The sequence below is a fragment of the Pseudovibrio flavus genome, assembly GCF_009711345.1.
Taxonomy (GTDB): domain Bacteria; phylum Pseudomonadota; class Alphaproteobacteria; order Rhizobiales; family Stappiaceae; genus Pseudovibrio; species Pseudovibrio flavus.
Window position 1 is genome coordinate 156,400 of record NZ_SMMA01000065.1, and the last position, 15,168, is coordinate 171,567.

The following is a 15,168-nucleotide window of genomic DNA, read 5'->3' on the forward strand; positions in this document are numbered from 1 at the left end:
AGCCTAGTGGTGGAGGTAGGTGATTATACGGCAGGTCAATGATGTTCGAGGAACATGACTAATGGTATGCCGCAGAGACGCCGCTTGAGAAAAACACATCCATACAACAAGGCCGCGATTATTGACCCGAAGCACGAAGCCTCATACAACCAGCGCGTAGGTTCTGTTTGTATTTGAGAATTGGTCAATGTCCCATAACAGCTTCGGCAATTTGTTTCGCGTAACCACTTGGGGGGAAAGCCACGGACCAGCGCTTGGCGCTGTTGTTGATGGATGTCCTCCGCTTCTGCCTATTACAGCGGAAGAGATTCAGGTTTATCTGGATCAGCGCAAGCCGGGGCAGTCCAAATATACAACCCAGCGCCGCGAACCTGATGCGGTGAAAATCCTGTCTGGTGTGATGGTGGATGAAGACGGTGTTCAAAAGACCACCGGTACGCCCATCTCTCTGATGATCGAAAACACAGACCAGCGCTCCAAAGACTACTCCGAGATCAAGGAGCGTTACCGTCCGGGCCATGCTGACTATACCTACGACGCAAAATACGGCATTCGCGATTATCGCGGCGGCGGCCGCTCTTCCGCCCGTGAGACCGCAGCACGCGTTGCAGCCGGTGCAATTGCTCGCAAGGTGCTTGGCGACATTAAAATCCGCGCTGCACTTGTGCAGATAGGCCCGCACAAAATTGACCGTGATAACTGGAACTGGGACGAGGTTCACAACAACCCGTTCTTCTGCCCAGATGCAAAGGCTGCTGAGTTCTACGCCGAGTATCTTGATGGTATCCGCAAGGCTGGCTCTTCCATCGGTGCGGTAATCGAAGTTGTTGCAGAAAACGTTCCTGTCGGCCTTGGTGCGCCGATTTACGGCAAGCTGGATCAGGATCTTGCCTCCGCCATGATGTCCATCAACGCGGTTAAGGGCGTGGAGATCGGCAACGGCTTTGAAGCGGCCTGCCTGACAGGTGAAGAGAACGCTGACCAAATGCGTATTGGCGAAGACGGTAAACCGGTATTCCTCACCAACCATGCAGGCGGCGTTTTGGGCGGTATCTCTAGCGGTGCCCCACTGGTTGTGCGGTTTGCAATCAAGCCAACCTCTTCTATTCTAACCCCGCGCCAGTCCATCACACGCTCTGGCGAAGAGGTGGATGTTATGACCAAGGGTCGCCACGATCCATGCGTCGGCATTCGCGCGGTTCCTGTAGGCGAGGCAATGATGGCTTGCGTGCTTGCAGATCACATCCTCCGTCATCGTGGGCAATGCGGGTAAATTCATGAACACACAGCGCGTCACACTCATTACTCTTGGTGTTGAGGATCTCAAACGGTCTCGCGCCTTTTACGAGGCTATCGGTTGGCGCGCTCATGCCAGTTCAAATGACGACATTGTCTTCTTTCAAGCAAATGGCATGGTATTTGGCCTCTATCCGCTGGAAGCGCTGGCAGACGATCAGCAGCGTCCAGTTGAAGAGCTAGGCAAGGGCGCAACGACCCTTGCAATCAACTTCTCCAGTGAGGAAGAGGTTGATGCATTCTTTGCGCTTGCCCTCGGCTCAGGCGCAAGCCTCGTTAAAAAACCTCAGAAAGTCTTTTGGGGTGGTTACTCCGGTTACTTCGCTGATCCCGACGGTCATCGTTGGGAAATCGCTATGAACCCGTTTTGGCCGCTTAGTGAGGACGGGAGCCTGACGCTTCCCGATGTCCAGCCAGCCTCGGCAGACTGACGAGCCTTCTGAGCGGGTTTATCCCCTCTGACCTTGGGAAATCTCCTTATACATAGGTGGAAAGCAGCTTCGGCTGCTTTTGTTTTCACTTGCGCTTTGCATATAAACGCCCCATATTTCAGGGATACTGAAATAAGTGGTTCTCTAATACAGAGCCGCTAATCGGGATGATCAGAATGCAACTGTCCAAGTGGTTGGAAAAAAGTAAGGAATCGCGCATCAGTTTTGCACGCCGCGCAGGTCTTTCCCCTGCCTCCGTTACAGCAATGTGCAATGATCCTGACGTCTGGATTTCCCGCGAAATGGCACAGAAAATTGCCAAGGCAACCAAAGGGGATGTTACCCCGAATGATTTCCTTGGCCTTAGTAAATCCAAGGAGTTAGCGGTGTCTCAAGCGCGTGTTGCGGAGGCCCTTCGGGCATTTGAAAATGGTGAAATGGTTGTTGTGACCGATGATGATGATCGCGAAAACGAAGGCGATCTCATTGTTGCGGCCAGCAAGATTACACCGGAGCAGATGGCATTCATCATTCGCCACACTTCGGGTATCGTTTGCGCGCCGATGACCAACGAAACGGCAAAGCGCCTGCAGTTGAACCCTATGGTCGCTTCCAACGATGCGCCTTTGGCTACCGCCTTCACTGTTACCGTAGACTATGCGCCGGGCCTAACCACTGGCATTTCCGCGGAAGAGCGCTGCGCAACCGTTCGCGGTTTGGCAAACCCTAATGCTGGCGCGGCAGACTTTGTTCGCCCTGGTCATATCTTCCCGCTTATCGCCAAGGATGGCGGCGTCCTCATCCGCTCCGGTCATACCGAAGCTGCGGTTGATCTGTGTAAGCTGACAGGCCTGCCAGAAGTCGGCGTGATCAGTGAGCTAGTCAACGATGATGGCACCGTTAAACGCGGCGATCAGGTTGCAGCATTTGCTGAAGAACATAACCTTAAGATGGTGTCGGTCGCAGACCTCATTGCTTGGCGTCAGCGCAACGAGTCCTTCGTTGAGCGTGTGGGCGAGCAGGAAGTCGAAACCCCATTCGGCAAGGCTATGGCCATCTCCTACACCACGCCGTTTGATAGTATGGGCCATCTGGCGCTCGTCTACGGTGATATCCGTGACGGCTCTGATGTTCCGGTCCGCCTGCAGCTTGAATCTGTCCTTGATGATGTCTTTGGTGAAACAAAAGCGCTTCATGATGTAATGGAGGACTTTGCCAAACGCGGCCGCGGGGTTATCGTTTACCTTCGTGAAGGCGCTGTTGGTGTTGCCCGTTCTTCTTCGCGTCAACGTTCCGGCTTGGAAGCTGCTGAAAACGAGCAGCATCTGTCAGCTCAGGCGCGTAACGAAGACTGGCGCGAAATCGGCTTGGGTGCGCAGATCCTGCGTGATCTTGGCGTAACGTCCATCCGCCTGCGTGCATCGCGAGAACGTTATTACGTTGGTCTTGAAGGTTTCGGCATCAAGATCGAAGAAACCGAGATCGTGGGCGATTAAATTAGCGCCCATCCGGCTTGAGGAGGGGTGTTTTGCGTAATCACAGTATGGATCCATGGCTGGATGATGAAACGCTAACCAAAGCCCGCCCGTTTGCCGTTGGTTTTAAAAAGAAGTCAGGGGAGCCGTTGGTCTACGGCTCCTTTTTGCTTGCTGCTTGTATGCTCGCCGTCTTTCTGATCACCGGCTCGCCGGAATGGGGCCTAATCGCTATTCCAATGCTGGGCCTTGCATACTGGTACTACCCGATGATTGCCGGCTGGCCGCAACTAGGGGCCAATGATGACGGGCTGTTCGTAGAGCGCATAGGCTTCATCCATTGGGCCTGTGTCGAGAAAGTCTCTCTCTATGAGACATCGGTTAGAACACTGGTTTTGCACCGGGCGCAGATTATCCTTAACCGGAATTTGGAGGAGGCCATAGCCAAGCGCGAGGCCGTTGCTTGGTGGCGCTATCCCATGATGCGCAATTGGTCTCTCAAGAAGCTGGAAAATCAGCGCGTTATGATTGATGTGCAGCTTCATACCTTATCTGGCGACCCCCATGAAATTTGCAGGGCGCTCAACGCTTTTCTTCGCCGCTAACATCCACCGGCTGCACCCGCTCTTCCATTTTTCAGTGTCTGGGACTTGTCATTCCCCCTTGCTTTGATAGTCTGCAAGCTAACCTTACGTAAGATGAGGCGCTGCAAAAGGCGGGACCAAAATATGCACATAGCACCAAGTGGAACCAACCCGACCAAGCAGTCTCCAGCTTTCTCCGAGAAGGACTGGGCTGCGGATGATCAGTTTCTTTTTGATTTTGCTTTGGAACAAGGCAGAAGCGTGCTTCAGATTGCCTATGGCAGCGGAGCGCTGGCTGCCAAGCTTGCCTGTGCAGGGCTAGATGTGGTCGCTCTCGATAGTGACCCAACCCTGCTCGCAAAAGGGCTCAAATGCTCCAAGAGCGTTACTTGGGTGGGAGCGGATGCAAGAACAGTGCGACTAGGCCGCCAGTTCGATACCGCGATTATCGCGGGCCATGCCTTCCAATCCTTTACCACCAATACAGACCAGATATTGCTTCTTCAAACGATCGCCGCGCACCTCAAGCCCGGCGGTCGTTTTTCGTTTGGCACCCGTAATCCAAAGATGCGCCCTTGGGAAAAGTGGATGAACGAAGAGCCACTTCCAGATTGGGCGCAGATCAAATCCGGCAAGGTTATGCATTGGCGTGATTTGGATGGACCGGACGAACAGGGGCTTGTGCACCTTAAAACCCACGTTGATACAGGCGCCGAGCGTTGCTCGCTTGATAAAAGTCGCCGCTATGTGGAGCAGGGCCACCTTGCCGCGCTTTTAGAGGCTGTAGGACTGTGTGCAGACTGCTGGCAAGGCGCGTGGAGCGAGAAGGCCGCCGAAGCGGGTGAGGGGCCGGAGATCATCGTCACCGGTTATAAGCACTAGATATTCGGCGCTAGGAAATGGTCTCTCGATCTAGCTGGCTTCGCCTGTGACGCTATTTCTTTGCTGTACGTAAGCCCTTGTGTTGTTGAACGCCTCGGCGATTGGCAACTCGTTCACACGCCGCAATGCTCCCAATGCCCTCCGACTGGTTCCCACATCTCGTGCGGGATGACGGCAAAGCACTCCAATAGCTCAGCTTTCCCTCTCACACATCTATGACAACAGACCCTATCCACCGCGCTCATGGAGGCGACAATAGACTGAGCTGGACAGAGCTGGATCAACATGCGCACCCACCACAGCCGTCACGCCGGACTTGATCCGGCGTCCAGAAACACATGGGCATTCACATCAACTGTATCGCGTTTCTTTGAACTAGTGTTAGGACTGGTTAGATCTTCCGCCTTCCCGCTCCGCTGCGTGCGGGATGACATAGGGAGTGAGACGCGCATACTCATCCTGCTTCAGTCTGGGGTTAGTGGATGTTCCCTCAATAGGCCACCAAGCTAACCTCTCCCAACAAGACTGCCATTCTGCACTCTGCCAAGTAGGCGAGTTTTCCATCAACCTACGCACCCACGCAGCCGTCACGCCGGATTTGATCCGGCAACATGCGTACCCACAACAGCTGTCACGCCGGACTTGATCCGGCGTCCAGAGGCAAGCAGGGCAAGGTAGACTGAACAACACCTCTCGCCCCGCAGCATGTCTTAAGTAAGAGGCTTAAACCCCCTCAAACAGTACAAGAGAGCATTTTGCGTTCGCGTGGCGAAGGGCTTTGACCGGCTCGTACTCTTTACTATCAGCAAATGCCTTAGCCTTTTCCATGCTGTCGAACTTAAGCAGCACTAGGCGAGACGGGCTCCACAAATCACTTTCCAGAATTTCCATAGGTCCGCCGCGAGCAAGGTAAGCGCCGCCGTAGCTTTCTACGATCGGGCGGGCAAGGGCCTTGTATTCTTCATAGGCTTCAGGGTTTTCGATTTTCGTATCGACGATAATATATGCAGGCATAATAGTTCCTCTTAAATCGAGGAGGAGCCTAGCAGAAAAGGCTGGCGGGGGAATATCTATCTGCTTTTATGCCGATTATGCTTTTGTAGCAGGCGCTTATCGAGGGGCTTGGTGCGCTTTAAAATACGGCGCAAGCGTTCGCCGCAACGTTCTTCAATCCAGATGATCGAGTTATTCAGCCACTGTGTCGCCTTACGGCGTCGGCGTACAAAGCGTGCAACATTACGGCTGGAAGCGACAAGAATGACCGAGCCAATGGCAAGCAGCGGCACGCCCGTTGGAATGGGCAGCCAAACCGTCGCCAAACCAAGCACGATACACACAAACGCAATTGACCAGTAAAACGCCTTCCGCACGTAGCATTCTCTCCTTATCTTTAGAGAGTAATTCTACCAATATTACGTGACCATTATGGGGCTGGTTTCATGCAGGGCTAAGAACGCCTTAATCCATCAGCTAGAACTGTTCTTAGCCTTGCGATAATGACCGATGCGGGAAAAGAACGCTGGCTCTACGCTAACCTCTTCCAAACCGCTGTCCGCAAAAAGGGTCTTTAGGTCACAAGCCAGATAGCTTGCGTAATATGGCTCGTGGAACAGCGATGGGAACAGCTCCAGCAGGCCGTCATAGTCCGGCGTATCGCCCGTTTGCAGGCTATCAACGAAGATAAGGTGACCATCAGGTTTCAAACAACGGGCGATCTCGGATGCGACGAGAGCGCGAACCTTGGGCGGTAACTCATGGAATAGATAAACGCAGCTGATCACATCCAGACTGTTGTCTTCGAATGGCAACTGCTCCGCGTTAGCGTTCACATAAAGCGCACGGCGATTATCTAGCCGCTTTTGCGCAAGATGCAGGTAAGGGAGCGAGAGGTCCAGTCCAATACCCTTCAGGCGCGGAAAGCTCTCAAGGGCCGGATGGAGCAAACCGCCCGTGCCGCAGGCAAGGTCTACATAGTTGCACTGGCGCTGATCGATATCCTTCAGGATGTTGGAAAGCACGACCAAACCTTGGCGCCGCATCGCCGCTGTCGTGCCCTTGAAAAGCACCTCTACTTGAAAATCATAGATGCGGGCGGATTCATCAGAGAACCAGCCGTCGGTCTGGTAGTGGAAGTTCTGGCGGTAGTAGCGCGGAAGATGGGTGTTGGATTTGGAAACTTCCTGATGCTCACCCTGCGCGCGCCGGCGCGCTACCATCGGAACGTCTTTCAAAAAGGCATTTCCGGCCGAAATTAGTTCTCGTGCGTTGCTGTAAGGGCCGCGATTGATGCGGAAGTATCCCCGCCGCGCATCTTCCAAATCTTTGGCAAAGAGCCGTGCAATGCCTTGAAAGAGCTGGGTTTCGCTTGGAACGGGAGAAGAAGGGCGGGGCGCTTGTGCCCCTTTCTTCATGTGCGGGCGCGCAGACTGGCGCATCGCTCGCTCGTAAAGAGCGTAGAAGGCCACGCGGGCCGCCTGCTCGCCGTAGTATCGGGATGATCCAATAAACGATTGCGAAACAGGCGATCTCATCGTGTTACCTCATTATTTGCGCTCCAGCAGGGCAACGACCTCTACATGAGGAGAGTACAGGAACTGGTCGATCGGGACGACCTTGGTAATCTTGTAGTCGCCATCAATCAGTATTTTCAGGTCGCGAGCAAGCGTTGCTGGGTTACAAGAAACTGCCACGATCTTCTTCAAGTTCGCGCCGGCCAACTCCTTGGCTTGCTCCATCGCACCTGCTCGCGGCGGATCGAAAATGACCCCGTCACAGCCTTTGCCATAGTCATAAAGCTCTGCGGCGTTCATAGGGCTACGGAAGAGATCCCGCTTTTGGATCACGATGTTTTTCAAGCCCTTGGTGCTGCGGCGTGCATTGTCCAGCGCACGAAGGGCAGGAACGAAGCTCTCCGCTGCAATGACGTTGCTACGCTCTGCAATACGGAAGGTGAACGTACCAGAGCCGCAGAAAAGGTCAGCGACCTTCTTGCAGCCTTCCAGCCCTTCCAGAACCAGTGCAGACATTGCTTCTTCAGCAGACTTGGTTGCCTGAAGGAAGCCGCCTGCTGGCGGAACAACATGAGCACTGCCCATGGCCAGATATGGCGGGCGAAGCTCTAGAACCATCTCATCATCAGCAGTAACGCGGGAGAAACCGAACTCCATGGCGTCTTGAGAAAGGTTCAGCATATGGCGCTGCAAGTCTTTGCCGATGCCGGAAATAGCAACGTCCAGACCGTTATCTGTCGCCACTACAGTGATTTTCAAATCTTTGCGGCGCGGGATCGCATCGCCAACCATTTTGCGAAGGTTTGGCAGCGCTTTAACGATATCCGGATGCAGGATCGGGCATTCTTCAACGTCTACAAGGCGGTGGGATTTCGCTTCATGATAACCCAGAAGCGTCTTGTGTCCTGCTTTAACAGCGGTGAGTACAGCGCGGCGACGAGAATGCGGAGCGCACTGCACCAGCGGCTCAACCGGAAAATCAATGCCGCGTGTCGCCAAAGCGTCAACCACCTGCTGGCGTTTGAATTCAGCGTAAACATCGGCGGAAAGGTGTTGCAACGCACAGCCACCACAGGCTTCGAAGTGCTTACAAACCGGAGCGACGCGGTCCGTGCTTGGCTTTTCTACGCTCACCAAGGTTCCGCGCTGCCCTTCAATGCGGGCGCTCACAGTTTCACCCGGCAAGGTGAAAGGCACAAATACCGGTCCCTCGGCAGACTGGGCAACGCCGTCGCCTTTATGGGCCAGTTCGGTAATCTCTAGGCTTTGAACTTTTGTTGTCATGGGATGGCTTTAGCCTTGCTGTTGCTGCCCTGCAAGAGGCTTCTAGGGTTTGCGGGCGGCTAAAAGGAATTCTATGTTACCGTCTCCGCCTTTGATCGGAGAGGGGATCATATCGATAACGGTCCACTGGCTGCTTTTTACAAACCACTGTCGCACGTCTTCGGCAACCTGCTCGGCAACATCAGGAGCCACTAGGCCACCTTTGCCAATGCGGTCTTTTCCTGCTTCAAACTGCGGCTTTACAAGAAAAATGCCCCAAGCATCCGGCTTTGCCATTGCCAGAGCGTTTGGCAGCACCAGCTTGAGGGAAATGAAGCTCACGTCGGAAACGATCACTTCTGGCGCATTGCGATCCAGATCATCAAGCGTGAGGGAGCGTGCATTAAGGCCGTCACGCTGAACCACCTTACTATTGGAGGCAATGGATGGGTGCAGCTGGTCATGGCCAACATCGATGGCGTAAACGCATGACGCGCCAGCTTCCAGCAGAACCTGCGTAAACCCGCCGGTAGAGGCGCCAACGTCAAGGCACGTCTTACCTTCTGCGCTAAACCCGAAGTAGTCCAGACCGCTTTTGAGCTTCAACGCCGCGCGGGAAACATAGCCTGCTGCGGGATCATCCACGCGAATGGTTGGCTTACCAATAACCTTCTGGCTTGGTTTGCTGGCTGGCATATCGTTGACGAGGACAGTGCCGCGCAAAATAGCGTCTCGGGCACGAGCACGGGTTTCGAAAGCGCCGCTTTCTACAAGGTATTGGTCCAGTCGCATTAGGGCTTCACGCTGTGGTTAGAAACAGCCGGCAAGAGCGTTGATGACACGGTCGGCAAAAAGAAAGCTACCGTAGTGCATCCAGAGAGAGCCGGCAGCCAGTAAAAGGATGCCAGCGAACACGCCAAAGCCGATATATAGTGTGCGCTCACTCATAGTGGTCTGCCGTGTAAATTTCCTCTGTTTTGATGCTCTAGCCCGCCAACACTAACAGCTTTACGAGCTAGAGAGCAAATCCCTGATCTTTTTCATAGCGTTCTCATGATCTTCGCCATAGCTGATGGTGCCGATGAACTGGTTTTGCGGGTTCATCATGTAAACACCAGCGGTATGGTCCATGGTGTAATCACCATCCTCAAGAGGCACTTTGCGTGCGTAAACACGGTAGGTCTTGATGACGCTGTTCACCTGCTCCACAGAGCCGGTAAGCGGCATGATGCGCTCGTCAAACGAGCTAACATAATCACCAATGACATCTGGCGTATCGCGCTCTGGGTCAACGCTTACAAAGGCGTAGTTCAGCTTGTCTGCATCACTTCCCAGTTCTTCAATCCAGCCCTGCATCTCGGATAGGGATGTTGGGCAGACCTCAGGGCAGTATGTGAACCCAAAGAAGATGAGCGATGGTTTGCCAAGAAAGTTCTTCTCGGTAATCGTCTCGCCAGAAGAGTTTACAAGGGTGAAGGGGCCACCAATCGTGGCAACCGGTGCGAGCGGAATTGCTTTGTTTTCACGCCAAGTCACCATAGATACGGCTGCAATGGCGAAAGCAAGCACAGCAACAAGGGCCCAAGCGCTGTATCGGATGATTTTTGTTAAAGGCATGGTTCTTAATCCTGCATCGGTTGCGGCTGTTTAGTGCTTGGCGTGTGCTGGTGTCTTGGCGCCGATTTTCGCGGCAGGCATTTTCACAGGTACATCGCCGGCATTTTCAAACTGAAGAGTAACCTCGACCATCTCACCCTTTTTGATTGGCGCCTTCAGGCCCATAAACATGACATGGAAGCTGCCCGGCTTCAGCTCAACGCTTTGTCCCGGTTCAATTACCAGACCGCCCTCTAGCTTGCGCATCAACATCACGCCATCTTTTACGGCCATCTCGTGAATTTCGGTTTTCTTCGCAATGTCGGAAGCCGCGCCCACTAAAGTATCGGCAGTTTCGCCTTTGTTGGTGATGGTCACATAAGCGCCGCCAGCCTTTGCATTCAGCGGGGTCGCTCGGGTCCAGATTTTGGAAAGCTCCAGATCGCCCACAGATACCATTTCTGCATTAGCAGAAAGAGGGGCAAGGGAAAGGGTGAGCATAAGGGCAAGGCGTGCAAGTTTAGCCATGGAAACGAACTCCAATTGTGCAGTTAGAACGTGAAACTAATAGGAAAATCAGCGTTTAAACGCGTGGAGGTGCCCGTATAGCGACGCTGCTATAGTGCACTGCATGGAGTGCGGGAGACTGGATGACTTCAAATGAGGCATGGTGTGGCAGTCTGCACGCGGCAGCACCAGCGCTGCTTGGTAGTCCTTGCTTGTCAAAGCCAAGAAGAAAGTGCGGACAGGTATCACCGCAAGGGCAATCCGGCACATCAATGGGCGCATCGGCGCCCAGTTCGCTTTGCAAACAATGCCCGGTCTGAACCGCAAGCATCTCTGCACTTGCGGGCATAGAGCCGTATGCAACAACTAGCAGCTTGAAGAAAATGGCAAGGGTAGCGAGCAGGCCTAGCGGGAGGCGCTCACGATGAAAACAGCCAAGAAGTGGTTGTACCTTGTCCATGCGCGCCACTTTACCGCAAGTGGACCGCAAGTCTACGGCCCTCTACGTATTTTCCTAGTGAATTTACTAGTAACTTAGCGGCATTTTGAAGGAGCTATGGGAAGCCTGAGTGACCTCAGGCTCTTTGACCAATAGTGTTGAGGTCAGCACCAAGAACTTCAAACACCTTTGCCATAATGCCAGCTGCATCCAGACCAGCTTGAGCGTACATAAGCTCCGGCTTGTCATGGTCCTGATAGCGATCAGGCAGCACAAGAGAGCGAACTTTCAAACTACCGTCCAAGCAGCCCATTTCTGCAAGACTGTGAAGCACCTGACTGCCAAAGCCGCCAACCGAGCCTTCTTCCACGGTGAGAAGAACATCATGCTCGCGGGCAAGACGCGCGATGAGATCTGTATCCAGCGGCTTGGCGAAACGGGCATCAGCAACGGTTGTTGATAGGCCCGCAGCATCAAGGTCCTCAGCTGCTTTTAGGCATTCCTGCAAGCGGCCACCGAAGGAAAGAAGGGCAACGCGTGTGCCTTCCTTTACAATGCGGCCCTTGCCGATTTCTAGCGGCATGCCGCGTACCGGCAGGTCCATGCCAACGCCTTCACCGCGAGGATAGCGGAAGGAGATAGGGCCTTCATCATAGGCCGCCGCAGTGGCTACCATGTGCATCAACTCTGCTTCATCGCCCGGAGCCATGACCACAAAGCCCGGCAAGCAGGAGAGGTAAGCGGTATCAAACGAACCGGCATGGGTTGCGCCATCAGCGCCCACGAGACCCGCGCGGTCGATAGGGAAGCGTACAGGCAGCTTCTGGATCGCCACATCATGCACGACCTGATCGTACGCACGTTGCAGGAAGGTGGAGTAGATCGCGCAGAACGGTTTGTAGCCCTCTGTGGCAAGTCCTGCAGCAAAAGTTACAGCGTGCTGCTCTGCAATGCCTACGTCAAACATGCGGCTAGGGAATACGTCCGCAAACAAGTCCATGCCCGTGCCGTCTGGCATGGCGGCTGTAATGCCGACGATCTTATCGTCGTGTTTGGCTTCTTCAATGAGGCCTTGCGCAAATACCTTGGTGTAGCTCGGCGCATTGGCAACAGGCTTGGACTGCTTCCCTGTCACGACGTCAAAGCGAGCTACCGCGTGGTACTTGTTGCTTGCGCTTTCAGCAGGCAGGTAGCCTTTACCTTTTTGGGTAACGGCATGAACAAGGATCGGGCCTTCTTTCGCATCGCGCACGTTGCGCAGGATCGGAAGCAGGTGATCAAGGTTATGACCATCAACCGGACCGATGTAATAAAAGCCAAGTTCTTCGAAAAGCGTACCGCCAGTCCAGAACCCACGAGCGAACTCCTCAGCCTTTGCCGCTTTTTCCTGCAACGGCTTTGGCAGAGCTCGGGCAACCTGCTTGGCAGCTTCGCGAAGGGAATTGTAAGTTTTGCCAGACACCATGCGCGCCAGAGATGCCGACAGCGCCCCAACTGGCGGCGCGATAGACATGTCGTTGTCGTTGAGGATGACGACGAGGCGCGAGTTCAGGTGCCCTGCATTATTCAGCGCCTCATAGGCCATGCCTGCTGACATAGCGCCATCACCAATTACCGCGACTACATGGTTGTCTGCGCCTGCAAGGTCGCGGGCAACTGCCATACCAAGGCCAGCGGAGATAGATGTGGATGAATGCCCTGCACCGAAAGGATCGTAAGGGCTTTCAGAGCGCTTGGTAAAACCGGAGAGGCCGCCACCCTGACGAAGGGTGCGAATCCTATCCCGTCTTTCAGTAAGGATTTTGTGGGGGTAACACTGGTGCCCAACGTCCCAGATAACTTTGTCCTTGGGCGTATCAAACACATGATGAAGCGCAACCGTTAGTTCAACTACACCGAGCCCTGCGCCAAGATGGCCGCCGGTTTGAGACACCGCACTAATCGTTTCTGCACGCAATTCATCGGCAACAACCTTCAACTCCTCGTCTGACAAAGACTTGAGGTCCTGAGGGGAGTTAATACGGTCAAGGAGCGGTGTGTTCATATCTTATCGGACTCGCTTTCAGATTCTATGAACCTACGTAGTTGGGTAACCAAACGATTACAATATGGACCTTACTGGCGCAATTCATAGTTAGGCTGAACGATTTTGAACGGAAGTTAACGCCCAAATTTGTAGCCAAATTCAAGAAAATACGTATTTTTCCGAAAATACTACTGAAAATTGCAGGTTTTTCACCCCTAGGGGTGATGCGTGATCACGTAAAAAGCCCTATTCCATTTTGTGTGGTCGATGGGGCCACGTGCACAGTGATCGACTTGGGGCCGTGAGTTTCACGGTCCCCTTTTTTTTGCCTTGTGAACAATATCAAAGCAAATGTCGGTTAAATCGAGAATTCGATAGGGCGCTGAGTTTGTGGTCCGTTGGTTAATACTAGAAATCATCTAGATCATGCCAACTAGCTCAATTTGAATACTAAGAAATTGTAGTGATTTTCATAGAATCGATAATCCGCTCAACCGTCAACTTTTCCTCATGAAAGATTTCTTTCATTTTGGGAAATATGGGTGTTCCCGGTCAGTGGAATTGGTATTCTTCTTTTCGATATTTGGTACACCTACGTATGCAATAGTGTACGTTCTATCGACGCTGTTTTGACTTAATTTATTTAATCAATTTTCTCGGTATCAACGTTCGTCGGGCAATTCTTCTGTGCCAGAAGCCTGACCTGCGCCGCCAATCTGAATCTTTTCCACCTTGTCTTCGGCAGCTTTAAGCAGCTTTTCGCAGCGGGTGCGTAGCGCATCACCGCGTGCGTATAGCTCAATACTGGTTTCAAGCGGCACGTTGCCCTGTTCAAGATTACGAACGATGGTTTCCAGCTCGGCAAGAGCTTGCTCAAAGGACAGGGTTTCGATCTGAGGTTGGGATTCAGCAGAAAGTGTGCTCACGTGGCTTGCCCTTTTGCATAGGCCCGTTTGCGGGCGGACTTGGTTGATGGATCAAGGATCCATCAATGTCATTACATGGGATGCAACAGATCGTGCAAGCCCTTCAAGGTCGTATCCACCCTCCAATACCGATAGAACGCGGCTATCGCACTTTTTCTGGGCAAGGTTCATGGCTTCACGGGTAACCCAAGCAAAGTCGTGTTCAGTAAGGCGCAGTCCGCCTAGCGGGTCACGGGTGTGCGCATCAAAGCCCGACGACAGGACGATGAAGTCTGGGTCAAAGGCTTCCATGCGCGGGAGTATGATGTTCTCGATAGCATCTCGAAATTCAGCAGAACCATCACCGTTCTTAAGCGGAACATTGACGATGTTATTATGTTCGCCTGTTTCCTCCCTCAATCCCGTACCGGGATAAAGCGGCGCCTGATGGGTGGATACGTACATGACGGTTGGATCATCCCAAAAAATGTCCTGCGTCCCATTACCGTGATGAACATCAAAGTCGAGAATAACAACCCGCTCCGCGCCAAAGTTCTTTTGCGCGTGGCGAGCTGCGATGGCTGCATTGTTGAAGTAGCAAAAGCCCATCGCTCTGTTTTTCTCGGCGTGATGTCCCGGAGGGCGGATCGAGCAGAAAGCGTTGCGCACACGCCCGGTCATTATCTCTTCTGTAGCCTTACAGCACGCACCGACCGCTCGCATCGCAGCTTCCCAAGTGCCGGGAGACATGGTCGTATCAGCATCCAGATGAACCAATCCCTCCTTAGGAGCCTGATTGTGAATGGCGTTGATGTAGCTGGACGGATGCACCAGAGCGACTTCCGCAAACGTTGCCATTGGAGCGATATCGCGCTCCAAGAGCTGAAAATGCTCGTCTTCCAACACGCGATCAATAGCTCTCAGGCGATCAGCCCGCTCAGGATGACCAATCGGCGTGAGGTGATTTAGGAATGCGGGATGTTGGACTAGTAGAGTGCTCAAAAGAAACCGGCCAGTTTTATGAAGAGTGTATGTAAAACTCCATAAATTGTTGGTTCTGTCAATTGTGAGCGCTCGCAAATGCGCGGGTTCTATACCAATTGCCGACGATTGAGCACTGGCGAAAACTATCGCCTAAAAGAAATTGTGCGTGATGATATAGAAAAAGAAAGTACCGGGGCGCGTAATACGCACACCGCCCCGGAGAAGGTGCGAGCATCCTAAGTGCTCGTGGGGGAGGTCCGCTGCATCAAC

At 53.3% G+C, this 15,168-nt stretch carries 17 protein-coding genes; 5 read left to right on the top strand and 12 right to left on the bottom strand.

The features are described 5' to 3' along the window. Positions 1 to 187: 187 nt before the first annotated feature. The 5 genes from aroC (at position 188) to E1162_RS15900 (ending at position 4,668) form a co-directional block, all read left to right on the top strand. Complete coding sequence (gene aroC / locus E1162_RS15880) at positions 188 to 1,273, top strand: chorismate synthase (RefSeq protein WP_155133135.1); 1,086 nt, start codon at positions 188 to 190, stop codon at positions 1,271 to 1,273. Positions 1,274 to 1,277: 4 nt separating this feature from the next. Next, on the top strand, positions 1,278 to 1,727 hold the full coding sequence (locus E1162_RS15885) for a VOC family protein (RefSeq protein WP_155133138.1): 450 nt from the start codon (positions 1,278 to 1,280) through the stop codon (positions 1,725 to 1,727). A 176-nt stretch (positions 1,728 to 1,903) separates the two neighbouring features. Continuing rightward, positions 1,904 to 3,223: a 3,4-dihydroxy-2-butanone-4-phosphate synthase gene (gene ribB / locus E1162_RS15890; RefSeq protein WP_155133141.1), complete on the top strand. Its 1,320-nt coding sequence runs from the start codon at positions 1,904 to 1,906 to the stop codon at positions 3,221 to 3,223. Positions 3,224 to 3,255: 32 nt separating this feature from the next. Further along, positions 3,256 to 3,807, top strand: coding sequence for a hypothetical protein (locus E1162_RS15895; protein WP_155133144.1), 552 nt, complete (start codon positions 3,256 to 3,258; stop codon positions 3,805 to 3,807). Positions 3,808 to 3,930: 123 nt separating this feature from the next. After that, positions 3,931 to 4,668 (top strand): class I SAM-dependent methyltransferase, encoded by a 738-nt coding sequence (locus E1162_RS15900; protein ID WP_257099050.1) that lies wholly within the window; start codon positions 3,931 to 3,933, stop codon positions 4,666 to 4,668. A 723-nt stretch (positions 4,669 to 5,391) separates the two neighbouring features. Here the strand turns inward: E1162_RS15900 and E1162_RS15905 are convergent. The 12 genes from E1162_RS15905 to E1162_RS15955 all read right to left on the bottom strand — a co-directional run bounded on the left by E1162_RS15905 (position 5,392) and on the right by E1162_RS15955 (position 14,916). Beyond that, positions 5,392 to 5,682, bottom strand: a complete 291-nt coding sequence (locus E1162_RS15905) for a DUF1330 domain-containing protein (RefSeq protein ID WP_155133150.1) — start codon at positions 5,680 to 5,682, stop codon at positions 5,392 to 5,394. A 56-nt stretch (positions 5,683 to 5,738) separates the two neighbouring features. Then, a complete protein-coding gene (locus E1162_RS15910; RefSeq protein WP_371311982.1) occupies positions 5,739 to 6,038 on the bottom strand; it encodes a hypothetical protein in 300 nt (99 codons plus the stop codon). A gap of 96 nt (positions 6,039 to 6,134) precedes the next feature. Then, positions 6,135 to 7,199 carry a class I SAM-dependent methyltransferase gene (locus E1162_RS15915; RefSeq protein ID WP_155133153.1) on the bottom strand — a complete coding sequence of 355 codons (1,065 nt, stop codon included), beginning with the start codon at positions 7,197 to 7,199 and terminating at the stop codon, positions 6,135 to 6,137. Positions 7,200 to 7,211: 12 nt separating this feature from the next. Next, positions 7,212 to 8,462 carry a class I SAM-dependent RNA methyltransferase gene (locus E1162_RS15920; protein WP_155133156.1) on the bottom strand — a complete coding sequence of 417 codons (1,251 nt, stop codon included), beginning with the start codon at positions 8,460 to 8,462 and terminating at the stop codon, positions 7,212 to 7,214. Between the two features lie 42 nt (positions 8,463 to 8,504). Then, positions 8,505 to 9,233: a TlyA family RNA methyltransferase gene (locus E1162_RS15925; RefSeq protein ID WP_155133159.1), complete on the bottom strand. Its 729-nt coding sequence runs from the start codon at positions 9,231 to 9,233 to the stop codon at positions 8,505 to 8,507. Positions 9,234 to 9,251: 18 nt separating this feature from the next. Further along, entirely contained in the window at positions 9,252 to 9,389 is a 138-nt protein-coding gene (locus E1162_RS19605; protein WP_257099051.1) for a hypothetical protein, read from the bottom strand. 60 nt (positions 9,390 to 9,449) lie between these two features. After that, entirely contained in the window at positions 9,450 to 10,058 is a 609-nt protein-coding gene (locus E1162_RS15930) for an SCO family protein (RefSeq protein ID WP_155133162.1), read from the bottom strand. A gap of 30 nt (positions 10,059 to 10,088) precedes the next feature. Continuing rightward, positions 10,089 to 10,565: a copper chaperone PCu(A)C gene (locus E1162_RS15935; protein WP_155133165.1), complete on the bottom strand. Its 477-nt coding sequence runs from the start codon at positions 10,563 to 10,565 to the stop codon at positions 10,089 to 10,091. Between the two features lie 55 nt (positions 10,566 to 10,620). After that, positions 10,621 to 11,004 carry a hypothetical protein gene (locus E1162_RS15940; protein ID WP_155133168.1) on the bottom strand — a complete coding sequence of 128 codons (384 nt, stop codon included), beginning with the start codon at positions 11,002 to 11,004 and terminating at the stop codon, positions 10,621 to 10,623. A 115-nt stretch (positions 11,005 to 11,119) separates the two neighbouring features. Beyond that, complete coding sequence (gene dxs / locus E1162_RS15945) at positions 11,120 to 13,027, bottom strand: 1-deoxy-D-xylulose-5-phosphate synthase (RefSeq protein ID WP_155133171.1); 1,908 nt, start codon at positions 13,025 to 13,027, stop codon at positions 11,120 to 11,122. 644 nt (positions 13,028 to 13,671) lie between these two features. After that, positions 13,672 to 13,935, bottom strand: a complete 264-nt coding sequence (locus E1162_RS15950; protein ID WP_371311983.1) for an exodeoxyribonuclease VII small subunit — start codon at positions 13,933 to 13,935, stop codon at positions 13,672 to 13,674. A gap of 51 nt (positions 13,936 to 13,986) precedes the next feature. Further along, positions 13,987 to 14,916 carry a histone deacetylase family protein gene (locus tag E1162_RS15955; protein WP_155133174.1) on the bottom strand — a complete coding sequence of 310 codons (930 nt, stop codon included), beginning with the start codon at positions 14,914 to 14,916 and terminating at the stop codon, positions 13,987 to 13,989. Positions 14,917 to 15,168 lie beyond the last annotated feature (252 nt).

Bases quoted from the DNA above. Each gene is read 5' to 3' on its own strand.
- E1162_RS15925 (WP_155133159.1), bottom strand. From the start codon at position 9,233: ATGCGACTGGACCAATACCTTGTAGAAAGCGGCGCTTTCGAAACCCGT.
- E1162_RS15940 (WP_155133168.1), bottom strand. From the start codon at position 11,004: ATGGACAAGGTACAACCACTTCTTGGCTGTTTTCATCGTGAGCGCCTC.
- E1162_RS19605 (WP_257099051.1), bottom strand. From the start codon at position 9,389: ATGAGTGAGCGCACACTATATATCGGCTTTGGCGTGTTCGCTGGCATC.
- dxs (WP_155133171.1), bottom strand. From the start codon at position 13,027: ATGAACACACCGCTCCTTGACCGTATTAACTCCCCTCAGGACCTCAAG.
- E1162_RS15905 (WP_155133150.1), bottom strand. From the start codon at position 5,682: ATGCCTGCATATATTATCGTCGATACGAAAATCGAAAACCCTGAAGCC.
- E1162_RS15900 (WP_257099050.1), top strand. From the start codon at position 3,931: ATGCACATAGCACCAAGTGGAACCAACCCGACCAAGCAGTCTCCAGCT.
- E1162_RS15920 (WP_155133156.1), bottom strand. From the start codon at position 8,462: ATGACAACAAAAGTTCAAAGCCTAGAGATTACCGAACTGGCCCATAAA.
- E1162_RS15930 (WP_155133162.1), bottom strand. From the start codon at position 10,058: ATGCCTTTAACAAAAATCATCCGATACAGCGCTTGGGCCCTTGTTGCT.
- aroC (WP_155133135.1), top strand. From the start codon at position 188: ATGTCCCATAACAGCTTCGGCAATTTGTTTCGCGTAACCACTTGGGGG.
- E1162_RS15885 (WP_155133138.1), top strand. From the start codon at position 1,278: ATGAACACACAGCGCGTCACACTCATTACTCTTGGTGTTGAGGATCTC.
- ribB (WP_155133141.1), top strand. From the start codon at position 1,904: ATGCAACTGTCCAAGTGGTTGGAAAAAAGTAAGGAATCGCGCATCAGT.
- E1162_RS15935 (WP_155133165.1), bottom strand. From the start codon at position 10,565: ATGGCTAAACTTGCACGCCTTGCCCTTATGCTCACCCTTTCCCTTGCC.
- E1162_RS15915 (WP_155133153.1), bottom strand. From the start codon at position 7,199: ATGAGATCGCCTGTTTCGCAATCGTTTATTGGATCATCCCGATACTAC.